Origin of the sequence: Clostridium bowmanii (assembly GCF_018861315.1) — a bacterium.
In the GTDB taxonomy this organism is placed as follows: domain Bacteria; phylum Bacillota; class Clostridia; order Clostridiales; family Clostridiaceae; genus Clostridium_AD; species Clostridium_AD bowmanii.
In genome coordinates this window covers 81,901-105,795 of record NZ_JAHLDL010000003.1, presented here as the reverse complement: position 1 = coordinate 105,795, position 23,895 = coordinate 81,901, and the positions used below count along the sequence as shown (strand labels likewise).

Genomic DNA, 23,895 nt, shown 5'->3' with positions numbered 1-23,895 from the left:
AATTTTGAACAATAATTATAAAAAGAAAGTTAAAAACAAGATTAAAATTATTCCACTAGGTGGACTTGGAGAAATAGGAAAAAACATTACGGTAATAGAATACAAAGAAGAAATCGTTATTATAGATTGTGGAATTTCTTTTCCAGATGCGGATATGTATGGGGTAGATTTAGTTATTCCAGATGTAAATTATCTACTAGAGAACAGAGATAAGGTAAAAGGAATTTTTCTAACCCATGGTCATGAGGACCACATTGGCGCATTACCATATATTTTAAAACAAATTAATATCCCCGTTTATGGAACACAACTAACCTTAGGGATTGTAGAAAGTAAGTTGCAAGAACATGGAATATTATCGGATTGTACCTTAAATGTAGTGAAATCTGGAGATATTATAAAATTGGATAAACTTAGTGTAGAGTTTATAAGGGTTGGTCATAGTATAGCCGATGCCTGTGCCATTTGCATACATACACCCATTGGCAGAATTATAGATACAGGAGATTTTAAGATTGATTATACTCCAATTGATGGAAAAGTTATAGATTTAGAGCGATTTGCAAAACTAGGTGGTCAGGGAGTACTTCTACTTATGGCTGATAGTACTAACGTGGAACGTCCTGGATTTAATATTTCTGAGAAAGTAGTGGGAGAAACTTTAAATAAATTGTTTTATAAAGTTAAGGGCCGAATAATAGTAGCATCCTTCGCTTCAAATGTCCATAGAGTACAATTAATTGCCAATGCATCAATTATGAATGGAAGAAAAATAGCCTTCAGTGGAAGAAGTATGGAGAAGATTTCTGAGGTAGCTATGGATCTAGGGTATTTAGATATTCCAAGGGAAGCTATAATTACTGTGGCGGAACTTCATAATTATCCTGATGATAAGGTAACAATAATAACTACTGGTAGCCAAGGTGAACCACTAGCTGCACTTACAAGGATGGCATTCTCCACCCATAGAAGTATTCAAATACAGGAGGGCGATTTGATTATTTTATCTGCATCACCTATTCCTGGAAACGAAAAATCCATATACAATGTTATAAATGAATTATTTAAAAAGGGAGCTAATGTAATATATAATACTACTGACGATATTCATGTTTCTGGGCATGCATGCCAAGAAGAATTGAAATTAATGCATAGTTTAATAAGGCCTAAGTATTTTATGCCAGTACACGGAGAATATAGACATTTAAAAGAACATGCGTTACTTGCAGAAAAAATGGGAATGGATCCTGCAAACATATTTATTGGAGAAACTGGACAGATATTAGAAGTATCCCAAAATGCATGTGAACTTACTGGAAGAGTTCAAACTGGAGCTATAATGGTAGATGGACTAGGTGTAGGGGATGTTGGTAGCATTGTACTTAGAGACAGAAAACACTTAGCTGAAGAGGGTATTCTTACTGTGGTAGTTACTATAGAAAGAGATACTTATAGTATATTAGCAGGACCAGATATAATAACTAGAGGTTTTGTATACATGAAAGAATCAAATGAATTAATTAATGAGGCAAGAGACATTGTTAGAAAAGAATTAGAGCAGTGTTTAGATAAAAAAATTAAAGAATGGTCGGTAATAAAGGCCTGTATAAGAAATGCACTAGGTCAGTTTTTATATATAAAAACTAAGAGACGACCTATTATTATTCCAATAATAATGGAAATATAATAAAAATATTGATTTAAACTATTGATTTAAACTATAATTTAGGTGATGGAATTCACCTTAACTACTGTGAATTTACAATAAAAGACTCCTACTTAGAGCTTAGCTTTAAGTAGGAGTCTTTTATTATGCAGGAATTATAGCAGGAGAAAGGTTGTTGCCAGATGATTATATATCATCAAAATTTACTAAATACAATTGTAAATTTAAAAAATGCTTTGATTTTGGATTTTATAAAATATAATAGATAATAATTGTTTATTGTTTTAAAATATTGTTAATAATTATAAAGAAATATAATAATTTATAATCCCTCTTAAAGCAGAGATATTGTAACAAATAGAGTATAATACATCAATCCAAATTATAATGGAAGTTGATTATATTTGATAACATATATATAATAGAAGTGCGCAAGAAAAAACATACAATAGAGATAATGATATTATTCATATTATACAAGGAGGAAGATAAATGATTCTAGATGTAAACACACCACTCGATAACCTTTTAGATACCTGGGCGACGTATTCAACAAAACTTTTCTACACTAAGCTAACTTCCAAAGAAGAAATTGATGAATTTGATAAAATAAAATTAGTCTTAAAAACAAAAGGAATTATAAATTTAGAATTACATAACGTATATGAAAAAGAGTACATTTTACATTATACTAAGCAAGGTGGATTATTTAAAAAGCACTTTATTATAAATAAATAAGTAATTAACTTAGAATGCAACTTGAATGGGAAGAAATGCACACTGTTATTGAGTGTCATGTCTCCTTCAAGTTGTATTTTGTGCATTATATAGAGTTTATTTTAAGAACATTAATTGCTGTAGAAAGCAATATCTTGCGACTTATAAATTGTTTCTCAACCTTTATTAATTTATAATCGAATATAATCAAATGTAATATGGTATAATTATATTTAATTAGTATAAATTAAGTTGATAATGTTGTAGCTACGAAGGTGAAAAGCATCTTCGAAGATAATGAATAGCTACATAGGTGTTTATGTAAGCACCAATTGGAGTCAACTGCTAACTACAATAATGGGATAGTTGGGTTAGCACAATCTTATAAAAAAACTATTATAAACATATAGTGTAGTAAAGAGAGTGATGTTTAATTAAAAAGCAACACTTTGAAATATAGGTTGCATTAATAAAATATTAAAGAAAGGAGATAAAAATAACAAAGCAATAAAAATATAAAAGAAAAGGTAGGTGAAAATCCTGATTTATGGTCAGTTAATAGGATGAAAATACTTGGGATAGTATGCTAACATAACAGAACTGTTTGTACAATAGAACTGTTGATATAACAGGATTAACCTAATTATTTGAAACCTGTGGTACCGCCATGCTGTTTAGTCGACAGAACGAAAATATTGGATATATAAATTGATAAATATTTAGAAATCAGGAAAAATATTGAATAATAATTATAAAAGTAAAGGCAAAAACAAAATCAAAATTATCCCAATAGGTGGACTTGGAGAAATTGGAAAAAACATAACTGCAATAGAGTATAAAGATGAAATCATTGTTATAGATTGTGGAATTTCATTTCCCGATGCTGATATGTATGGAGTGGATTTAGTTATTCCAGATGTAACTTATCTTTTAGAAAATAGAGATAAGGTAAAAGGAATTTTTCTAACTCATGGTCATGAGGATCATATAGGAGCATTACCATACGTTTTAAAACAAATTAATATTCCCGTTTACGGAACACGTTTAACCCTAGGACTTGTAGAGAATAAGTTACAAGAACATGGGATAATGGCAGATTGCACCTTAAATGTAGTAAAAGCTGGGGATATTATAAAATTAGAAAAACTAAGTGTAGAATTTATAAGGGTTAGCCATAGTATTGCAGATGCTTGTGCCATTGCGGTACATACACCTATTGGAAGAATTGTACACACAGGTGATTTTAAAATAGACTATACTCCAATTGATGGAGAACTTCTAGATTTTGAGCGATTTGCGAAATTAGGTGGCCAAGGAGTACTTCTACTAATGGCTGATAGTACTAATGTAGAGCGCCCGGGATTTACTATATCTGAGAAAGTAATTGGCGAATCATTAAATAAATTATTTTACAAGGCTGATGGAAGAATAATAGTAGCTTCTTTTGCATCAAATATTCATAGAATACAACAAATTGCAAATGCTTCAGTTATGCATGGTAGAAAAATAGCCTTTAGTGGAAGAAGTATGGAAAGAATATCTGAGGTAGCTATGGATCTTGGATATTTGCATATACCACAGGAATCTATAATTACTGTGGCAGAAATTCATAATTATCCTGATGATAAAGTAACAATAGTTACTACTGGTAGCCAAGGTGAACCCCTTGCTGCATTAACAAGAATGGCATCAGCTACTCATAGAAGTATTGAAATACAAAAGGGTGATTTAATTATTATATCAGCATCTCCTATTCCTGGAAATGAAAAATTCATATACAATGTTATAAATGAATTATTCAAAAAAGGGGCTAATGTAATATACAATACTACAGAAGAGATTCACGTTTCTGGGCATGCTTGTCAAGAAGAATTGAAATTAATGCATAGCTTAGTCCGTCCTAAGTATTTTATGCCGGTACATGGTGAATATAGACATTTAAAACAACATGCTTTACTTGCAGAAAAATTAGGTATGGATCCAGCAAATATATTTATTGGAGAAACTGGGCAGATATTAGAAGTATCCCAGAATGAATGTAAATTTGGTGGAAGAGTTCAAACAGGAGCCATAATGGTGGATGGACTAGGTGTAGGGGACGTTGGGAATATTGTACTTAGAGACAGAAAACATTTAGCAGAAGAGGGTATACTTACTGTAGTAGTTACTATTGAAAGAGAAACTTATAGTATACTTGCAGGACCGGATATAATAACTAGAGGTTTTGTATATATGAAAGAATCTAATGAGCTTATTAATGAAGCAAGAGACATTGTGAGAAAAGAGTTAGAACAGTGTTTAAATAATAAAGTTAAAGAATGGGCAGTAATAAAGTCTTGTATAAGAAATGCTCTAGGTCAGTTTTTATATATAAAAACTAAGAGAAGACCTATAATTATACCAATAATAATGGAAATTTAATAAAAACAAATTATTATATTCTTTGTGATTAGAAAATATAGAAAGTATGTATTGTGCAAAAGGCAGTTGCAGTAGCAATTGAAATTGTGTTAATACATACTTTTTTTTATAATATAATAGATTTAAATAATAAAGACTTCTACACAATTGAACAGGATGAGGATTTTTGTGATAGAAAATCTACTTTTGAATCAAAATTTTATTCAAATTTATAAAAATAAAAAATATGTGTTAATTTATATAAAATATTGCAAAAGGATGTAAATATATGTATAATGGAATTAGTAGAAAATAATATAAATAAATGTATAATTGAGGTATTAGCAATTAAAATATTTGAGAGGCCATTTGGAAATTAGGCGCTACCGCGTAGGAGGCTGTAATTTGCAAAATAACATATAGTGATAAAAAAATGAAATTACTAGGGGGATAACATGGAAGTTTTTTTAGCTAGACAGCCCATACTTGATAGATTTAATAAATTATTTGGATATGAATTACTATTTAGAGATAGTGAAAAAAATATATACCAAAGTGAAGATGGCGATAAAGCAACAATGGCGGTTATAAAGAATAGTTTTGTAAATATAGGAATTGAAAAAGTAACAGGGGGTAAAAAAGCTTTTATTAATTTCACTGAAAATATATTAAAATCTGATATATTTCAGGTTTTGAATCCTCAATCAGTGATAGTTGAGATATTAGAGGATGTGCAGCCTACAGAGGAAATATTAGACCTGTGTAAAACATTAAAAGCACAGGGTTATATTATAGCTTTAGATGATTTCGTATATTCTGACAGATATAGAAAACTTATAGAAATAGCAGATATTATTAAAGTGGATTTTAAAACCACTAAAGGACACGAAAGAAGAAAAGTAATTGAACTAGTAAATTGTGAAGATATAAAGTTTCTTGCAGAAAAAGTTGAGACCCTGGAAGATTATAATGAAGCAGTTTCTTTTGGATATTCATACTTCCAAGGATTTTATTTTAGTAAACCCACAATGATTTTGGGAAAAAGAATGTCAGAAAATAAAGTTATCTATATGAGATTATTGAAAGAAATTACTAGTAGTAATTTTGCTATTGAGGGCATAGAAAATTTAATAAAACGGGATGTATCTTTATCTTTCAAATTATTAAAGCTTATGAACTCTGCCAGTTATAGTTTTATAAGTGAAATAAAATCAATGAAACAAGCATTGGCGCTGCTTGGAGAAAAAGAAATAAAAAAGTGGTTATATTTAATGGTTTTTAAGAATATGGGACAAGATAAGCCTGAGATTTTAACTATTAATTCTTTAATTAGAGCAAAGTTTGCAGAAATAATTGCTGGTAAAACCCAGAAGAAAATAAACCCTTTCAATGCGTATTTATTAGGAATGTTATCTCTGATAGATTTGCTTTTAGATAGACCAATAGATGAAATACTTCAGGAATTATTAATACCAATTGATTTAAAGGATGCTTTAAATGGAGTTAGTAACAATGGCTATAGTAAATTATTAAATTTAATTATAGCCTATGAAAATGGAAACTGGGATGAGGTATCAAAAGTTTCAAGGGACCTTAATATAGATGAGAATTCATTACCCAATGCATATTATGAAGCTATTTTCTATACAACAATTTAATAAAAAAGAAAAAAAGGTATATATTACGCGTAATATATACCTTTTTTTGCGTATAAAAACATATTTTTTATTTAAGCATATTTTATTCTTCAGGTGCGGTATCCATATCTATAGCAGTATCTATAATATCTACATTTTTAAGTTTTTGTTCTTTGATAAAGAATACTCTAAAGACAATCCATGCAAGTAAAGTGCTTCCGGCTGCAAATATTGTAGGTAGATTTAAACTTACAGAAGTTACAAAGCCTGCAATAATAGGAGGGATAGCTTGCGCAAGGGATAAAATAGATTGGTTTATGCCTAAGATCTCTCCTTGTTTATCCTTGTCTGCCAAATTAGAAATAATGGCTGTACTGTTTGGCTGAGTAAGTCCTTGAAATATAGCTATAAAAGGTATTATTAAGTATATTCCAATAGCTTTATTAGGTATTAAAAGTAGTGGGAAGGTTAAAGCTAATAATATTATGGAAATACTTAAGATGCTCATAGGCTTATATTTTTTAGATAGTGGACGTAAAAACACACCTTGAGCTACTGCAATCCATATTCCCATATAAGCAAATAAATCGCCTATTCTTGATTGATTAAATTTGAACTTACCTATTAGAAATACCTGAAAAAACTGAGTAAAGAAATTAAAACCTACAGTTAGTAGAAAGGCAACTAAAAACATAGTTCTTAAATCTTTATATGCGAAGGCTTTTTTAATATTCCTAAACCCAGTAAGTGCGCTAACTTTAGTTGCTTTTGTTGCTTTAACTAAAGTTTCTGGAAAGTACAATAGAACTAGCAATATGTTTATTGAAGTCAGTATAACAGAAAGCCAAAATGGTGTAGCATAGGTAAACCAGCTTACTATAGAAGGATCTGCCAGTTTTCCGCCTACATAAGGTCCGATAATAAAGCCTAAACCAAAAGCCATACCAATAAGTCCGAAATTTCGAGATTTTGTTTCTGGAGTACTAATGTCAGCTATAGCAGATTGTGCAATAGAGATATTACCACCAGTAAAGCCATCTAAGAGTCTACCAATAAATAAAAGAAAAATATTACTATAGACTATTCCAAGAGCAAATAAAACATAACCGATAAAGGTCCCAATTAGTGAAACTATTAATAGCTTTTTTCTTCCCTTTTGGTCTGCTAAAGAACCTAAAATAGGTGCACCAAAAAATTGAGCTAAAGGGTAAGAGGCTATTAAGAATCCATATATTAAGGTCCTTGTTGAAAAAACATAGCTAACAGGTAATATTGCTGAACGTGGATCTAATAAAACTGCAGGTAATATAGGAATTACAATGCCAAGACCCAGTAGGTCTAAAAATACTGTGAAAAATATGGGCAGAATTGTGAATTTCTTATTTTTCAAATTGATCACTCCTTTAAAAAATATTTATTGTTAAATAAAAAATTTTATCTATACATATATTATAGTGAACGTTGTTCATAAATGCAATATGTATTAACAATATATTTTTGAATATTTTCTATATTATAGGAATTAAACATATTGAAAAAGGTGTTGCAGAAGAAGATGCTTATAATTACAGTGTCATTGGCTGCGTAGAGGTAGCTATACCTGGAAAGTGGGGCTATCGATGCACAGGTATGAGTTTCTTAAACTTTGCTAAGAGCTTAATGATTGCATTAAATGATGGGGTTGATATTGATAGTGGAATTAGAGTATGCCAGGGGGTTGGTCACTTTAGAGATATGAAAAGCTTTGATCAGGTGCTTGCTGCTTGGGATAAAATCATCCGTGAATTTACACGTCAAAGTGTTATTATTGATAGTTGTGCAGATACTGTACTAGAGAAAGATGCTGCGGATATTTTATGTTCTTCACTAGTTGATGATTGCATTGATTGTGGCTTAACTCTAAAAGAGGGTGGTGCAGTTTATGACTTTATTAGCGGTCCACAGGTTGGTATTGCAAATCTTGGAGACTCTCTTGCTGCAATTAAAAAATGTGTATTGTAAGATATTTACCCCTACTCAGTTATGGGAAGCTTTGATAAGTGACTTTGAAGGTGACACGGGTAAGCATATTCAAGATGCTTTAATAAGTGGTGCACCCAAATATGGCAATGATGAGGACTATATCGACCTGCTACTAAAAGATTCTTATGGAGTATATATTGATGAGATTAGTAAATATCACAACACAAGGTATGGACGTGGTCCTATTGGTGGAGTTTATTATGCTGGAACTTCTTCAATCTCTGCAAATGTTCCACAGGGAGCTTCTACAACGGCTACACCAGATGGACGTAAGGCGCACACTCCACTTGCTGAGGGTTGTTCACCAAGTCATGCTATGGATAAAAATGGTCCCACATCTGTGTTTAAATCAGTATCCAAATTACCTACTGATAAAATTACAGGGGGCGTGCTTCTAAACCAAAAGGTTAATCCACAAATGCTTGCAAAAGAGGAAGATAGGATGAAACTTATTATGCTCATACGTACTTTCTTTAACCGATTGAAGGGTTTTCATGTTCAATATAACGTTGTATCCAGAGAAGTTTTATTAGATGCACAAGTGCATCCAGAAGACCATGGAGATTTGATTGTGCGAGTGGCAGGTTATAGTGCCTTCTTCAATGTATTATCAAAACAAACTCAAGATGACATAATTGAACGTACCGAACACGTAATATAGTAAAAGCATTGGATATAAAAAACCAACCTGTAATTTTTATTACAGGTTGGTTTTTTATTAGAGGATTAAGTTTGCCAAACCTACTCTTCGACAAACTTATTTTCTATAAGGCTTACTAGTGCATTCACAATTTTTTTTCATCTGTGCCTTCTGTAAGAATCTTAGTTTCTTCACCTTTTTTAGGCTTAAACTCTAGTTATTCAACATCTAAAGTTGTTTTTCCTATTCCATATACACTTTCCCAATCATTTACGAATTGATTAACACTCCAATCGGTAAGAGGATGTGCAAGCATTGCATCTAGTATCTCTGGATTTACAGTTACAGAGTGTCCACCAACAAGAGCTACATTATGTACTTGTTGAACGTTTTTAAAAGAAGCAGCTAAAACTTTAGCATCTATATTATATTGATCAAATAATTGAACTATTTGAGCTACGACGCAAACTCCATCACCACTAATATTATCTATTCTATTAACATAAGGAGCAACAAAGGAAGCTCCAGCCACTGCTGCCATAAGAGCCTGCTCCGCCGTGAAAATTGCTGTAGCAGTTGTTTTTATACCCTTTTGTTTAAGTATTTTTATTGCTTTTATTCCTTCGGGTATAACAGGAATCTTAACATAAAGATTTCCGCCAATTACACTATTTAAATACTCAGCTTCTTGTACCATTTTTTCAGCAGTTAGGCTCACAGCTTGAACATGAAGCATTGACTCAGTACCTATAATTTTTCTGATACCCTTTAAAATTTTTAAAAAACTTTTGTTTTCTTTAGAAATGATTGTTGGGTTTGTAGTAACTCCTGCCATAGGGTAGAAGTTGTAAGCATTTTTTAATTCCATCTGTTGACTTTGAAAACTTTAGACCATAGCTTTTAATTTTATTAGTACATAGTCTTATATCTCTATTATGAACTTTATATTTTTCTGTGTCTGCTTCTAATAATTCATCTATTCTGTGTTCTAGTCCAACTTCTTTAAATATTAAAGAGCAGATATCATAACGGTTTAAACTGTTATGACTTCCTACATGATAGGTACCATAAGGTATTTCAAAGATCATCGGAAATTGGTCTACAACTTCATGAACATAAGTGAGGCCTCTATACTCGTTTGTTGTAACTTTTGTTTTCTTACCTTGTAAGATATCAGTTAAGGTACCCCAAAGTATATTAGGTGACATACCACAATTTCGTTCAGGAACACCGAAAAGCCAAGTAAATCTTACAACCCAAAGTTCATCTAATACTTCTTTTAATAGGTCTTCAGCTTCAAGTTTGTTCTTTCCATACATTGTATCAGGACAAGGAGTAGATTCTTCGGTATATGGACCTCCCTCTAAATTGCCATTAAAAACTTGCTCAGAGCTAATGAATATCATTTTACCATGTACTTGTTTGCAAGCTTTAGCAACGTTTATTGCTCCTGTAACATTAATCTTATGTGCAAGCTCTGGATTTTTGTCGCAAAATTCAGTGCTTGCTACGGCAGCTGCATGAATAATGTAATCTGGTTTAAAGTTTTTAATAGTTTCAGTTACCTTGGCTTCATCAGTAATATCAAGCATGGGTACATCTGTTGATAGAATTTCATAAGTGTTTTTATATCTCTCCACAAATCTTGTACAAAAGAAACCATTTCCACCTGTTAATAATATTTTTTTCATTTTAACACCTCATCTTAAAATTTTTAATAATTAAAACATGATTACTAACCACTAACTATAATTACAAACCACCAACCACAAATGAAATGAGGAATAATGATCTTACTGTTTCGAACTTGGGAATTATATGTCCTTGACCCTTATCAGTCTGATTAAGTTTGAAAATATCTAAATCCACAGGCTCCATTACTTCAGGTATAAGTCTTTTATTTATAAAGTCTTTTAAGGATTTACCGGCCCAATAAGGATAAAGAACTTCCCTATAAATTTTTTTATCTCCCTCTGAAATAATGAAGGGGTCTTGTGGTCTACTCTCTAATGTATCAAGTTCATCATTAATCCAGTAGGGATCCATTTCAGGAGAGATGATTCCGCTTCTAGGTTTTGTTGTTCTATTACCAACTATAAGTTCTTCTTCCCTTATAGACATTTCTACATTATCAAGTATGTGGGCGGTTGATTTCGCACGTCTAATAATTGCTGAATCTTTTGAAGTCTGTTTATAGCTTTCTGTATATAGAAGAGCTCTTTTATTTTCAAAAAGTTGGTTTTTCAGTATTTGAATTCTATTACGAGTCAAAACTATACCTCCTTTTTACATGTTTATTATTGTTTATTATCATTGTTTATTGTTTAATCTTATTGTATAATGTAATTATGGAAAGTTCAATACCTAATTAAAAAAATTATAATTCAAGGCAAATTCAAATAGATAACAAGTAAGTATGTTATTTTAATATACATAACATTAGGAGTGGAATGACATTATGGAAGAGTATGAAAAAATATTAACAGAGATAAAAGAACAAGAGAAATTGTTACAATTCACTGAATTTACAAAAATAAGGGGTTTTTATATGTATAAATTATTGGCAATAGATATGGATGGAACACTGCTAAATGATAATAAGAAAATTTCTAAGGAAAATATTTTAGCAATTAAAAAAGCAACACAACTAGGTATTAAAATTGTAATTGCATCAGGGCGTACAATTCAAGGCATAGAGAAGTATTTAAAAGAATTAGATTTAGTAAATGATGATGAGTACTGTGTGGTTTGTAGTGGTGCACTTGTAATGAATAATACTAATGAAAAAGTAATTCAATCTAATCCGCTTAGTTATGATGAGTTTAAATATGTATTTAATTTGGTGAAAAAGCTTCATATAACTTTGAATATGTATTCTGATGAACGTATATTAATAAATTCTAGTAGCTATTATAGTAAATTTGATGCTATTGCGAATAATATACCTTTGGAAATCAGGGATTTTAATTATCTAGATAAAGATACATTAATAACAAAAATCATGCTAATAAATGAGGACTTAAGTATTGTAGAAGAAATGCAATCATTATTTCCAAGTATAATAGTGGATGAAAATAAACTTGAAGCTAAAGAGGGGTTCAATAGAGAGTTATTTAAAGATATGTCTAAGTTGCCCAAGGAATTCTTAGAAAATTTCACAGTTTCAAAAGTAACACCTTTCAATGTGGAAGTTATGAAGAAAAATATTAGTAAAAGAACAGGTCTAGAAAAGATTGCAAGGGAACTCAAAATAAAGCCGCATGAGATAATTTGTATAGGGGATTCAGGGAATGATAAAGAGATGATCCAGTATGCAGGACTTGGGGTGGCAATGGGAAATGCATTCCCAGAAATCAAGGAGATTGCTGATTATATAACTTGTAGCAATGAGGACAATGGGGTCGCTCATGTCATAGAGAAGTTTATTCTAAATCAAAAAGAAGCTATATAAGAAATGATAGTTTGTATTAAAGTGTAATCACGCATATTTTATAAGGCGAGGTGGAAATGTAATGTTTGCAGAAGAAAGAATAGAAAAAATAGTTCAGCTATTAAATGAAAATGAAAAGGTAGTTGTAAAGGACCTAAGCAAAAGGTTCAATGTAACAGAGGATTGTATAAGAAAAGATCTAAAGACCTTAGGCAAACGAGGAATTATAAAAAGAACCTATGGAGGAGCAGTATTACTTAGGCAGTCCGCTCCACATAATGATATTTTAAGTAGGGTGAATATTAATTCAGAGGGAAAAATGAAAATTGCAGAAAAGGCATTCGAACTTATAAAGCCAATGGAGACAATTTTTTTAGACATATCATCTATAAATATATTAATTGCAGAGAAAATCGCAAAAGGCAATAAAAGACTCATAGTCATAACCAATATGATTGATATTTTTAGAACCTTTTCAAAGTGTGACCATGTAGACGTAATAGGCACTGGTGGAGTGTTTAATAAAGAATTAAATGGGTTTGTTGGATCTACTGCTATAGAGAGCGTATCTCGGCACAAGGTAAATAGAGCCTTTATAGGTAGTTGTGGAGTAAACATGTTTGATAAAAGTGTAACAACATTTTATATGGAAGATGGTAATACAAAAAAAGCCATTATTCACTCAGGAAAAAAAGTTTATCTAGTTATGGAAAACAAGAAATTTCAATATGATGGTACTTATAAATTTGCAGATATTTATGATGTGGACGCAATTATTTTAGACGAAAGGCCAGATGAGAAAATTTGTGAAGAATTAGAAGAAATGAGCATAGAGATTATCTAGAATGTAGAGAAAGTATGAAAATTACCATGCGGGCCTTGTAATACGAATTCGAAGCTGGAAATTTGATTAAGAAATTCTAATGTTTTGAAAATAAATCACCAATTTTCAGGTGATTTAATTCCTTATACTTGAAATTTAAGTTATAATTATTTAGTACTCGGTTGTTTGATTTAGTCAATTAAGTATTATTTATATTTTGGAAAGTGAGGTAAATGAACTGTGGAACATAAAAGTATAAAATCAGAACGTGGTGCAACACATTATTGGATAAATAGAAATATAGATAATAATGCTAGGTGCATTGTTTTTACACATGGGTTAACGGCAAATCATATTATGTTTGAAAAACAAGTTGATTATTTTTCAAAGAAATATACTATCATCACATGGGACGTCCCTCTACATGGAAAGTCTCGTCCTTATACCAACTTTTCTTATGAAAATACCGCAGTAGAATTAAAATTAATACTTGATGCTGAGAATATTAAGCAGGTTATATTAGTTGGAATGTCAATGGGTGGATACCCAAGTCAGGAATTTGGAATAAGGTATCCAGACAAAGTGAGTGCTTTTATAGCATTAGATACAACACCACTAGGATTGAGTTACTATTCTGCATTAGACAGATGGTGTTTAAAATTGGTTGAACCGATGGCAAAATTATTTACTAATAAAATGTTACGCAATAGTATGGCAAAATCGGTTTCAAAAACACAATATGCCTATGATATGATAATTAAAATGCTTGAGCCTTTGAGTAAGGCTGAAATTGTTAAACAAATGGGTATAGCCTATGGTAGAGTTTTTGACAGAAAAGAATCAATACATTTTGATTTTCCTGTTCTGATTTTGCTAGGTGAATATGATAAAACGGCAAAAGTGAAGCAATATTGTGAAGCATGGTCAAAAAAAGAGGGCTATCCGTTGCATATCATCAAAGGGGCATCCCATTTTTCTAATGCGGATAACTATGATGATGTTAACAAAGAAATAAGCAATTTCATTTGTGAATTATGATTATAGTCTATAATTAATGTTAAGTCACATCTTTGTAATATGCTGTGTAAATCAAATAAATACGATATATACAACTTTGTATTATATGGCATAGGAAAAAAGGGGGTTACTATGAAAGGAACATTACATCATATTGAAATTTATGTTAAAGACTTAAATAAAAGTAAAGAGTTTTGGGGATGGCTATTAAATGAATTGGGTTATAAAGAATATCAGAATTGGGAACAGGGTATAAGTTATATTTTAGAGAAAACCTATATTGTATTTGTTCAAGTTGAGAAAAAGTTTTTAGATATCCCTTATCATAGATGTAGAGCGGGATTAAACCACATCGCCTTTAATGGTGGGAGCAAAGAATTTGTAGATGAAGTTACACTAAAGTTAAGACTAAGGGGTGTTAAAATTTTATATGAAAATAAACATCCTTATGCAGGTGGACCAGATTATTATGCTGTGTATTTTGAAGACCCAGATAGGATGAAAGTTGAAATAACTGCTGAATAAAACGATTAATATGTTCATAACATTCTAGGATTATTCTGTTATAATACAATTAAAAACCGCCTTATCTTTAAATAGATAAGGCAGTTTTTATATGACCAGATCCTCTATATTGTCTTACAGATCCTTTTTTTTAGTGTGGCAAAAACATCGCAATTAAAGCCCACGATACTTATGGTCTATATAGACTTTGCTTTTTTTATTCCCAATAGTTCTATTTATATTACTTTGCTTTTTTTCAATCATTAATATTTCCTTTTGTAATGCTACATAGCTTTTAAATCTTTTTTCATCCATAAGGCCATCTTCGATAGCTTGTTTTATGGCACAACCTGGTTCTTTTTTATGACTACAATCTGAGAACCTACATTGAGTTTTCAATTCTTCTATATCTTCAAAAGCTTCACTTATGCCCTCACCGCCTCCCCATAGCTGAAGTTCTCTCATTCCTGGGGTATCTATCATAATGGCACCATTATCTAAAATAAACATCTCTCTAGAGGTTGAAGTATGTCTTCCTCTATCATCGTATGCGCGAACTTCCTTTGTTTCTTGAACCACTTCTCCTGCAAGATAATTAAGCAAGGTGGATTTTCCAACACCTGAAGAACCCAGTAGTGCAATGGTTGTACCGGGCTTCAGATATTGATTTAAATCATCCATACCACGATTATTAACGGTACTTATTACGTGGATAGGGACTCCCGCAGCCACTCTTACTGTCTGTCTTAAATTTTCGGCTAAATCTTCACATAAATCAGCTTTGCTAAGCAGAATAACTGGATTTGCATTGCTTTCCCAGGCCATGATTAAATATCGCTCTATTCTTCTGGCATTAAAATCCTTGTTTAAGGAATTAACAAGAAAAATTGTATCTATATTTGAAGCTACAATTTGTTCCTTAGTGTTAGTGCCTGCGACTTTTCTGGAAAATCTACTTTTTCTAGGGAATACTTTGTGAATAGTGGCCTTCATTTCGGAGAAGCGAAGACTTACGACTACAAAGTCTCCTACAGATGGAAATTCCTGTTGGTCCGTTGCTGCGTGTCTTAGTTTCCCGGATACCTCAGCCATCATTTCGCCAAGCTCTGTATAAACCCTGTAAATATTCTTATGCTCACCGAAAACTCTTGCTACTGAATAACACTCTTCCATAAAAGTGGTAGTATCTTTTAAAGATGAGTTATCCTCTTTGTTATAAATTTCTTCTTTATAATATTCTTCCCAGCCTAATTGTTTTAAACTATATATAGATATCCTCTCCTATGCATTTATTTTTAAATTTTCATTATTTATATTAAAAATTATCTTTCTAATGCTATCTTCTGATAGATTATAAGATTCTGTAAGCTTAGTAATTGTAGTTCCACTTTTATAAAATTTATATATTTCCATATTACGTTTTCTTAGAAGTTTTCGAGTGCCATTATTTTCACCCCAAGCCTTCCTCATATTATCCTCTTTTGGAATATATATAATTTCTCCTTGAATATATTTCTGCAGCTCCTTTAAAAGAGCTTCTGGTAGAACATCTTTCCCATTTTTGTAACACAATATTAAATTCCTCCTCTTTATTTTCAATAGTATTTAATAGTGTTTTAGAAATTTGCATTGAAACCACCTCCTGTATTTATTTTTAGAGATAATAATTGTGAATCATTATCTTATTTATTTTTCTATAGAAAAATCCCGTGGACATAAAAACCATCCACGGGAATATTAAAAAAGGCAATAAAAAAAACACGATAACTTCGTGCATTCTGCCAAACTTTAAATTCATTTAACGTTTCAGATGACGGTTATTAATTAGATTTCGAAAGCACACAAAATAAAGGATTAATAATCCCAATTTCATATTTTATAGATAAAATAAAAACTTCTCTACAAAAGGTTATACTGCCTTCGAATAATATTCAGTTATTGATGGAGCACCTCAAAAGCTATAATTAAATTTATCATATATCAACATCTCCTTCATCTAAATTATTTTCTGTTTAAATTGATTATTCACACAATTTTATTTTAGTTTAAAAACCTTTTTATGTCAATAAAAATTGGTATCCCAGTGATAAGTGGTAAGGTCATATATAAGGAGGCGATATGCCTCCCTACATTCTTCTGAAGTAGTTACCAAATATAAATTGCTAAATACCTCATATTTAATGGTAAACTTTTAACTTTTTTAGGTCAAAAGCCACCTCCTAGCTATAATCAATCTAATCATCTCCTTTCACTAGATTACTGGTTAGCTATATTATGACATATTTAGAATTGTATTCTCAAGTTAAAGAATTATTATAATTGTTTTTTCCTAAAAGGTGTGGTGAAGTGAGAGATATTGAAAATGAATATATTTTTAAAAAATATGTAATAATAAACCAAAAGGCATTTTTGAAATAAAATTAGAATGGGTTTAAATAAAAGATATATGTATATTTTTAGAACTCTGTAGAACATTATATTTAGTATGTTAAATATAACGATAAGGAGGAAAGATTATGCCAATAAATAATAAAATATACGAAATTATAATATCAGATGAGGGTCTTGATACTTATAGAGGATCTAATATTAGTGCAAATACTATGGGTGAATATTTAGGAATTAATGAGGTCATGACTGATTTTGAGTGGGATGAGGATGTCAATAAAGGTGTAATTCTTTATGGTAGAATCTTAGACGATATATCAGTAGAAGATGCTTTAGAAGAGTTGAAAAATGTTGAATATATTGAGAAGGTAGAGGAAAGCTAAGATATCTGCCAAATTATAAAGGTCATAACTATAGTAGGCTGCCACACTCTAAAATAAATGATAGAGTGTGGCAGTGTGTTATTTAGCTTGATTAAATTATATTTATAATTTAATTATTCCTATTGAATTTAAGAAAACAATTATAAGTAGGATAGTGCAACTCTTACTGAGGTTGCTATCATATTATTGTTCTGTGTAAAATAACTACCATAGGTAATCATTATCCCCATTCCCAGTGACAGTTTGAAAAATGCTAAACCGAGTGCAGTTAATATAACAGCTCCATTTATCTGTGAAAAATCCACATGGAATAAAAATTTTAATCCTTGTGATGCGCCTGGAAGCATTAATGCTGTTACATCACATACAAGAATTAGTATGAATAATACAGGCATAAGTGTTTTTGTTAGTCTCTCAATTCCATTTTTAACTCCTGCAATTAAAACTAGAGAAACTACTACAAGAAATATAAACTGCCATATAAGTGGAGGAATTGGTCCAACTAGTGTTGACATGAATTTTGCTGAGGAGGTAGCCGAGGTAACCCCTGAAAAATCTCCCTTTATTGCTTTGAAAACATAGGAGTAAACCCAGCCTGCAACGCAACTGTAAAAAAACATAATTAGAAATGCTGAAATTACACCTATAAAGCCGATGTTTTTCCAACCTTTAGCAGCCTTTAGCTCTTCAAAAGCTCCTACTGCATTTTTTCTTGATTTCCTACCTATGTAAAATTCACATACCATAATTGGAATACCAACTAAGGCTACACATAAAACATATATTAATAGAAAAGCTCCTCCACCATTGACCCCTGTTAAATAGGGAACTTTCCATATATTACCCAAACCGACTGCTGAACCCAATGTTGCGAAAAAAACTGCAAATCCTGAGGAAAAGATCTCTCGCTTTTTTTCTCTGACATTATAAATCACTCCTTTTTACATTTAATTAAACAGTTATCCGTACCCGTGATGGAGCTCTGTTTAAAAAAGATAGACATATATTTGAGTAAAAGTAGTAAGGTGTCAACGTTACCAGACAAATTCATAAATGATAAATTATTTTTAGTGTTTACAAAACATTCTTATCTTTTCATGCCTTTAACAAAATATCACGTATAAAATGTTAAGTCAACATAAAATAAAACTAAGTATTACAAAATATTTGATCTAAAATTAATTGTGAATTTTAAGACACATTATGGAATTATTTACATATTTAATATAGCTATAGATGAGCTAAAACCTATTTGATAAACCAATTTGCATATGATTATAGGAGAGTGTAAAATTTATATGTATTTATTCTAGGAATGTAAAAGGGTATAACTAACCTTTCTAATTATAAAAATGTTTAGTCTTACAATTTTCGGAGGAGGAGTTAAAATGAACCAAGTTATAAAGCCAGATGAAATGACACCAAGGGAAAGAATGGAAGCATTCTCAGCTGGAAAAGAAATTGATAGAATTCCTTGTAGTCCATTTTTAGGGGAAGCTTGTGCACCGCTTTTTGGGCATACAATTAAAGAACACAATTTTTCAAAGGAAGTAATTATAGATGTAGCAATAAGGAGTTTTGAAACATTTAGACCAGATAGCATAGGTGTTGGACCAGGACTTCAGGGAATACCTGAGGCTATGGGAAGTGAATTTAAGTTTAGGACGATATGGAAAATAAATTAAATTTTAAATGTGCTGGGGATAATTTTGAACAAATACCGGAAGAAATTATTGAAGAATTAAAATTAAAATTCTCAGACTTACATAAAAACATTAATGATATGGTAAAACTATCTATAGAAATGAAAAAACATAATAATGATAGTTTATGTAGATTACCTTTTGCGTAACAGTAGAAGCAGAAGCCCTAGGTGCAGATATAAAACTTGGAGATGAAAAAGTAGGCCCAAGAGTTAATAAATATGCTTTTAATAACGTAGAAGAATTAAAGAATATTGAGGAAATTAATTTTACTAAGGGACGTATACATTCTGTATTAGAAGCAGAATTAATATATTAAAAACAGTTCAGCAAATTTTAAATAATGTAATCACTAAGGGAAAATTAAATAATGGAATCATTCAGAAAAATTTAGATGACGGCACCATTCATAAAAATTTAAAACATAACATAATTCATATTTGCGGAAAAACCTCCACAGCCCTAGAAAAAATGGGCTTTATACAATCAGAACCTATAGTATATGATAAGCAGTTTACATATGGCGATGCTCTAGTAGATTTATTAGAAAATAGTAAGGAACTTTTGTTTATATGACATCGCTGTATTAAAACTACACCTTTTAAATTGAAAGACTCTAATATCTGGAACATAAAGTTATCTTAAAAATTACGATATGTGGAAAAATACCGCTTTATGTTAACAAATACCATAAAAATCCTAGGAAAAAATCTATTTTTGTGATATATTTATTAGAATATAGAGAAAATTTACAGGTAAGGTAGATTAAAAGGAAGGTGACAAGTATGGAAGATAAAACCACTTCATCAAATTTTATAAGAAACATTGTCATGGATGATTTAGAAAGCGGAAAACATAGTAAAATCATAACTCGTTTTCCACCAGAACCAAACGGGTATTTGCACATTGGGCATGCAAAAGCAATTATATTAAACTTTGAACTTGCAGATGAATTTAACGGCAAGACAAACTTGCGTTTTGATGATACTAACCCAGCAAAGGAAGATAAAGAATACGTTAATTCCATAGAAGAAGACATAAAATGGCTTGGATATGAGTGGGATGAACTATTTTTCGCATCAAACTATTTTCAAGAAATGTATGATCGCGCTGTATTATTAATAAAAAATAATAAAGCATATGTTTGTGATTTAACAGCTGAAGAGATGAAAGAGTACAGAGGAACACTAAGAGAACCTGGTAAAGAAAGCCCGTACAAAAATAGAACTATGGAAGAAAACCTAGATCTATTCGACCGTATGAGAAAAGGCGAATTCGTTGACGGAGAAAAGGTTCTAAGAGCTAAAATCGATATGAGTTCTCCTAATATAAACATGAGAGATCCAATAATTTATCGTATATCTCATGCAATACATCACAATACAGAAGATAAATGGTGTATTTATCCTATGTACGATTATGCCCATCCAATAGAAGATGCAATTGAAGGAATTACACATTCAATATGTACCTTAGAATTTGAAGATCATCGTCCACTATATGATTGGGTTATAAACAATTGTGAAATGGAGAATAAACCAAGACAAATAGAATTCGCAAGATTAAACATTACAAATACTGTAATGAGTAAAAGAAATCTTAAGCAATTAGTAGATGAGGGCATTGTAGATGCTTGGGATGACCCACGTATGCCAACTATAGCAGGACTTAGACGTCGTGGCTATACTCCTGATGCTATACGTAATTTTTGTAGAGAAATTGGGGTTGCAAAAGCTAACAGTACAGTAGACGGTCAAATGCTTGAACACTTTATAAGGGAAGATTTAAGCCCAAAAACACTTAGAACTATGGCAGTTCTAAGACCACTAAAAGTGGTTATTACAAACTACCCTGAAGCTCAAGTGGAAATGCTAGAAATAGAGAATAATCAAGATGATGCATCCATGGGAACTCGTCAAGTGTCATTCTCAAAAGAAATATATATAGAGCAAGAAGATTTCATGGAGATTCCACTAAAGAAATATTTCAGATTGTTCCCAGGAAACGAAGTAAGACTAAAGGGAGCATATTTTATAAAATGTAATGATGTAGTTAAAGATTCAGATGGAAATGTATCCGAAATACACTGTACTTATGATATTGACACTAAGAGTGGAAGTGGATTTACAGGAAGAAAAGTTAAAGGAACAATCCACTGGGTAGATGCAACAAATGCAGTACCAGCAGAATTTAGATTGTTTGAACCTTTAATTTTAGATGAAGAAAAAGAAGAAGGAAAGACTTTCTTAGATCAAATAAACCCAAACTCTATAGAGATTTTACAAGGATTTGTAGAACCCAATATGGAAACTTCAAAGGTACAAGATAAATTTCAATTCTTCAGACATGGATATTTCAATGTGGATTCTAGATACACGTCACAAGGTAAACTAGTGTTTAATAGAATAGTATCTTTAAAAAGTTCTTTTAAAATTCAAAAATAGTCTAGTCTTTAAAAGGTTATAAAAATACCCTTATATCACATTTGTGATGTAAGGGTATTTTTAAGTCTGCTTTTTAAAAGATTTTCATTACATAGAGTACATTTTAATGAACTCTATGTAATGGCTTTATTTATTATAATAATCTAGTTTCTATTTCTTCTTTAATTCGTGCAATAAAGGAATCCAGGGCTATTGAACCTTCATCACCATTTTTTCTACTTCTAACAGAAACTTCATTTAGGTCAGCTTCTTTTTCACCAACTATTAGTAGGAAAGGAGCTCTTTCATTACGAGCTTCACGAATCTTATATCCAATTTTTTCTGCTCTAAAGTCTCCTGAAGTTCTAATGTTAGCTGCTTTGAGTTTTGCTACTACTGAGTCAGCATAATCATGGAATTTTTCAGAAATAGGTAAAACCTTAACTTGCAGCGGTGCAAGCCAAGTTGGGAAAGCACCAGCATATTTTTCTATTAAAATTGCAAGTGTTCTCTCATAACAACCAATTGAAGTTCTATGGATAACATATGGACGTTTTTTAACTCCATCACTATCAATATAATTCATGTCAAATCTTTCTGGTAATGCAAAGTCAATTTGAACAGTAATTATAGTATCTTCTTTACCATGAACATTTTTGATTTGAAGATCAAGTTTAGGCCCGTAGAAAGCAGCTTCATCTATAGCTGTTTTATAATTTATTCCTAAGTGGTCTAATATATCCTTCATCTTAGCTTCAGTATCTGCCCAAGCTGCTGGGTTATCAATATATTTCTCTTTATTATCTGGATCCCCTTTAGAGAATCTATAAGTGATATCATCTTCAAGTCCTAATGTTTCCATCAAATAGTTAATTAAATTTATTACACCTTTAAATTCTTCTTCTAATTGATCCGGTCTAACAACTAAATGACCCTCTGAAATAGTAAATTGTCGTACCCTTATTAGGCCGTGCATTTCACCTGAAGATTCATTTCTAAATAATGTTGAAGTTTCTGCATATCTAATTGGAAGGTCACGATAACTCTTTTGATCAGCATTATAAATTGTAAATTGGAATGGGCAAGTCATTGGGCGAAGTGCCATAACTTCTTCATCTTTAGATTCATCACCAAGGACAAACATTCCATCTTTATAATGATCCCAGTGGCCAGACATTTTATATAAATCGCTCTTAGCCATAAGAGGAGTTTTAGTTATAACATAGCCTCTTTTTTCTTCCTCATCTTCAACAAAACGTTGTAATAATTGGATTACCCTTGCACCATTAGGCATAAGTAGAGGTAAGCCTTGACCTATAACATCAGAAGTTGTAAAGAATTTTAATTCACGTCCAAGCTTGTTATGATCTCTTTTCTTAGCATCTTCCATTTGTTCTATATGAGCATCTAAATCTGATTTTTTTGTGAAGGCAGTTCCGTATATACGACTAAGCATTTTGTTTTTCTCGTTACCTCTCCAGTATGCACCTGCAACTTGAGTAAGTTTAAAGGCTTTTACAGGCTTTGTAGACATTAAATGTGGTCCTGCACAAAGATCTGTATATTCACCTTGTTTGTAGAAGGATAATGCTGCATCCTCTGGAAGGTCTTCAATTAATTGAACTTTAAAGTTTTCATCTTTTCCTAGCATAAAGGATATTGCTTCAGATCGAAGAAGTTCATATCTTTCTATTAGTAAATCTTCTTTAACAATTTTCTTCATTTCTTCTTCAATTTTTATAATTTCCTCAGCAGAGAAGGAACCTTGTTTATCAAAATCGTAGTAGAAACCTCCATCTATAGCAGGTCCGATGGCAAGTTTTGTATCAGGGAATAATCTTTTAACTGCTTGAGCTAATATATGACAAGCGGTATGTCTAAAGGCTTTTTTTCCTTCCTCATCATCAAAAGTTAGAATACTAAGTTCACAGTCCTCAGTGATTTTCTGACGTAAATCTACAGTTTTACCATTTACCATTCCAGCACAAGCAACTCTGGCAAGTCCCTCGCTAATATCTTTCGCAATTTCAAATACAGTCATACCAAATTCATAAGACTTCATTGAACCATCTTTTAATGTAATATTTATCATATATATTGCTCCTTTCACTTTTGAAATTAATTTAAAATATTTAAAAAATA

The 23,895-nt window shown here is 31.3% G+C and carries 22 protein-coding genes and 1 pseudogene; 15 read left to right on the top strand and 8 right to left on the bottom strand.

Features of this window, described 5'->3' with window-relative positions; genetic code table 11:
- Positions 1 to 4 precede the first annotated feature (4 nt).
- The 5 genes from KPL51_RS02800 (at position 5) to KPL51_RS02780 (ending at position 6,441) form a co-directional block, all read left to right on the top strand.
- Positions 5 to 1,687: a ribonuclease J gene (locus tag KPL51_RS02800; protein ID WP_244997979.1), complete on the top strand. Its 1,683-nt coding sequence runs from the start codon at positions 5 to 7 to the stop codon at positions 1,685 to 1,687.
- 471 nt (positions 1,688 to 2,158) lie between these two features.
- Positions 2,159 to 2,404, top strand: a complete 246-nt coding sequence (locus tag KPL51_RS02795; protein ID WP_216157019.1) for a hypothetical protein — start codon at positions 2,159 to 2,161, stop codon at positions 2,402 to 2,404.
- 717 nt (positions 2,405 to 3,121) lie between these two features.
- Entirely contained in the window at positions 3,122 to 4,804 is a 1,683-nt protein-coding gene (locus KPL51_RS02790) for a ribonuclease J (protein WP_244997978.1), read from the top strand.
- Between the two features lie 53 nt (positions 4,805 to 4,857).
- Complete coding sequence (locus KPL51_RS02785) at positions 4,858 to 5,019, top strand: hypothetical protein (RefSeq protein ID WP_216157016.1); 162 nt, start codon at positions 4,858 to 4,860, stop codon at positions 5,017 to 5,019.
- Positions 5,020 to 5,238: 219 nt separating this feature from the next.
- Positions 5,239 to 6,441: an EAL and HDOD domain-containing protein gene (locus tag KPL51_RS02780; RefSeq protein ID WP_216157013.1), complete on the top strand. Its 1,203-nt coding sequence runs from the start codon at positions 5,239 to 5,241 to the stop codon at positions 6,439 to 6,441.
- An 82-nt stretch (positions 6,442 to 6,523) separates the two neighbouring features.
- Here KPL51_RS02780 and KPL51_RS02775 read toward each other — a convergent pair whose 3' ends face one another.
- Positions 6,524 to 7,810, bottom strand: coding sequence for an MFS transporter (locus tag KPL51_RS02775; RefSeq protein ID WP_216157010.1), 1,287 nt, complete (start codon positions 7,808 to 7,810; stop codon positions 6,524 to 6,526).
- Positions 7,811 to 7,950: 140 nt separating this feature from the next.
- On the opposite strand from KPL51_RS02775, the pseudogene KPL51_RS02770 reads away from it, so the two are divergent.
- Positions 7,951 to 9,103, top strand: a pseudogene (locus KPL51_RS02770) (pyruvate formate lyase family protein); the annotation flags it as partial.
- A 196-nt stretch (positions 9,104 to 9,299) separates the two neighbouring features.
- Here KPL51_RS02770 and KPL51_RS02765 read toward each other — a convergent pair.
- From KPL51_RS02765 to KPL51_RS02755, 3 genes are all read right to left on the bottom strand, one after another.
- Positions 9,300 to 9,950: a transaldolase family protein gene (locus tag KPL51_RS02765; RefSeq protein ID WP_216157007.1), complete on the bottom strand. Its 651-nt coding sequence runs from the start codon at positions 9,948 to 9,950 to the stop codon at positions 9,300 to 9,302.
- Positions 9,880 to 10,773, bottom strand: a complete 894-nt coding sequence (locus KPL51_RS02760; protein ID WP_216157003.1) for an SDR family oxidoreductase — start codon at positions 10,771 to 10,773, stop codon at positions 9,880 to 9,882. Before KPL51_RS02760 ends, KPL51_RS02765 begins: the two co-directional genes overlap by 71 nt.
- A 61-nt stretch (positions 10,774 to 10,834) precedes the next feature.
- Complete coding sequence (locus KPL51_RS02755; RefSeq protein ID WP_263628183.1) at positions 10,835 to 11,353, bottom strand: pyruvate formate lyase family protein; 519 nt, start codon at positions 11,351 to 11,353, stop codon at positions 10,835 to 10,837.
- A gap of 187 nt (positions 11,354 to 11,540) precedes the next feature.
- Between KPL51_RS02755 and KPL51_RS02750 the strand changes: the two genes are divergently transcribed.
- The 4 genes from KPL51_RS02750 to KPL51_RS02735 all read left to right on the top strand — a co-directional run bounded on the left by KPL51_RS02750 (position 11,541) and on the right by KPL51_RS02735 (position 14,877).
- Positions 11,541 to 12,533, top strand: coding sequence for a Cof-type HAD-IIB family hydrolase (locus KPL51_RS02750; protein ID WP_216157000.1), 993 nt, complete (start codon positions 11,541 to 11,543; stop codon positions 12,531 to 12,533).
- Between the two features lie 61 nt (positions 12,534 to 12,594).
- The gene (locus tag KPL51_RS02745; RefSeq protein WP_216156997.1) at positions 12,595 to 13,356 is read left to right on the top strand and encodes a DeoR/GlpR family DNA-binding transcription regulator; all 762 of its coding nucleotides are present in this window, start codon (positions 12,595 to 12,597) and stop codon (positions 13,354 to 13,356) included.
- A gap of 219 nt (positions 13,357 to 13,575) precedes the next feature.
- Entirely contained in the window at positions 13,576 to 14,373 is a 798-nt protein-coding gene (locus KPL51_RS02740; RefSeq protein ID WP_216156994.1) for an alpha/beta fold hydrolase, read from the top strand.
- Positions 14,374 to 14,484: 111 nt separating this feature from the next.
- Positions 14,485 to 14,877, top strand: coding sequence for a VOC family protein (locus KPL51_RS02735; RefSeq protein ID WP_216156991.1), 393 nt, complete (start codon positions 14,485 to 14,487; stop codon positions 14,875 to 14,877).
- A gap of 153 nt (positions 14,878 to 15,030) precedes the next feature.
- Here KPL51_RS02735 and rsgA read toward each other — a convergent pair whose 3' ends face one another.
- Positions 15,031 to 16,029: a ribosome small subunit-dependent GTPase A gene (gene rsgA, locus KPL51_RS02730; protein WP_216156987.1), complete on the bottom strand. Its 999-nt coding sequence runs from the start codon at positions 16,027 to 16,029 to the stop codon at positions 15,031 to 15,033.
- 108 nt (positions 16,030 to 16,137) lie between these two features.
- A complete protein-coding gene (locus tag KPL51_RS02725; protein ID WP_216156984.1) occupies positions 16,138 to 16,428 on the bottom strand; it encodes a CD3324 family protein in 291 nt (96 codons plus the stop codon).
- Positions 16,429 to 17,372: 944 nt separating this feature from the next.
- On the opposite strand from KPL51_RS02725, the gene KPL51_RS02720 reads away from it, so the two are divergent.
- Positions 17,373 to 17,627 (top strand): hypothetical protein, encoded by a 255-nt coding sequence (locus tag KPL51_RS02720; protein ID WP_216156981.1) that lies wholly within the window; start codon positions 17,373 to 17,375, stop codon positions 17,625 to 17,627.
- A 140-nt stretch (positions 17,628 to 17,767) separates the two neighbouring features.
- Here the strand turns inward: KPL51_RS02720 and KPL51_RS02715 are convergent, their stop codons facing one another.
- The gene (locus KPL51_RS02715; protein WP_224853621.1) at positions 17,768 to 18,562 is read right to left on the bottom strand and encodes a sodium-dependent transporter; all 795 of its coding nucleotides are present in this window, start codon (positions 18,560 to 18,562) and stop codon (positions 17,768 to 17,770) included.
- A gap of 453 nt (positions 18,563 to 19,015) precedes the next feature.
- On the opposite strand from KPL51_RS02715, the gene KPL51_RS02710 reads away from it, so the two are divergent.
- From KPL51_RS02710 to KPL51_RS02695, 4 genes are all read left to right on the top strand, one after another.
- A complete protein-coding gene (locus KPL51_RS02710) occupies positions 19,016 to 19,312 on the top strand; it encodes a uroporphyrinogen decarboxylase family protein (RefSeq protein WP_216156978.1) in 297 nt (98 codons plus the stop codon).
- Positions 19,297 to 19,479, top strand: coding sequence for a hypothetical protein (locus KPL51_RS02705; RefSeq protein ID WP_216156976.1), 183 nt, complete (start codon positions 19,297 to 19,299; stop codon positions 19,477 to 19,479). The genes KPL51_RS02710 and KPL51_RS02705 overlap by 16 nt, the downstream gene beginning before the upstream one ends.
- The gene (locus KPL51_RS24450) at positions 19,464 to 19,649 is read left to right on the top strand and encodes a uroporphyrinogen decarboxylase family protein (RefSeq protein ID WP_216157400.1); all 186 of its coding nucleotides are present in this window, start codon (positions 19,464 to 19,466) and stop codon (positions 19,647 to 19,649) included. The genes KPL51_RS02705 and KPL51_RS24450 overlap by 16 nt, the downstream gene beginning before the upstream one ends.
- 466 nt (positions 19,650 to 20,115) lie before the next feature.
- On the top strand, positions 20,116 to 21,774 hold the full coding sequence (locus KPL51_RS02695) for a glutamine--tRNA ligase/YqeY domain fusion protein (protein WP_216156974.1): 1,659 nt from the start codon (positions 20,116 to 20,118) through the stop codon (positions 21,772 to 21,774).
- Positions 21,775 to 21,907: 133 nt separating this feature from the next.
- Here KPL51_RS02695 and thrS read toward each other — a convergent pair whose 3' ends face one another.
- Positions 21,908 to 23,845 (bottom strand): threonine--tRNA ligase, encoded by a 1,938-nt coding sequence (gene thrS, locus KPL51_RS02690; RefSeq protein ID WP_216156972.1) that lies wholly within the window; start codon positions 23,843 to 23,845, stop codon positions 21,908 to 21,910.
- Positions 23,846 to 23,895: the final 50 nt, after the last annotated feature.